This is a genomic window from Bradyrhizobium sp. sGM-13 (assembly GCF_018398875.1).
In the GTDB taxonomy this organism is placed as follows: domain Bacteria; phylum Pseudomonadota; class Alphaproteobacteria; order Rhizobiales; family Xanthobacteraceae; genus Bradyrhizobium.
On record NZ_JAGWDK010000379.1, the window covers coordinates 1 to 252 of the forward strand.

Here is a 252-nt window from a genome sequence, read left to right on the forward strand (position 1 = left end):
CTTCATCGTGCGTGTCATTGCGGTAGGCCGCAATGATATTTGGTTTGCCTGTCGGGAAATGACGGGACTCAGTCTATGAAAGCCGAATTCTGAGGGCGACGGGCTGGATCGGCGGCGAAAGAGTAGGCCCCCGCGCTTGGAGCAATGAAGGGCCGTCGCAGCGGCCCTTCGTTGTCCTTGTTAAATCCCACCCCGTAATAGTCGTTCACCGCACGGATTCTTGTTGGATCACTCCCATTCCATGAATTGTCG

Annotated in this window: 1 pseudogene; it reads right to left on the reverse strand. The window is 55.6% G+C overall.

The features are described 5' to 3' along the window. Positions 1 to 68 precede the first annotated feature (68 nt). Positions 69 to 252: pseudogene (locus tag KJQ96_RS39360) on the reverse strand (hypothetical protein); the annotation flags it as partial.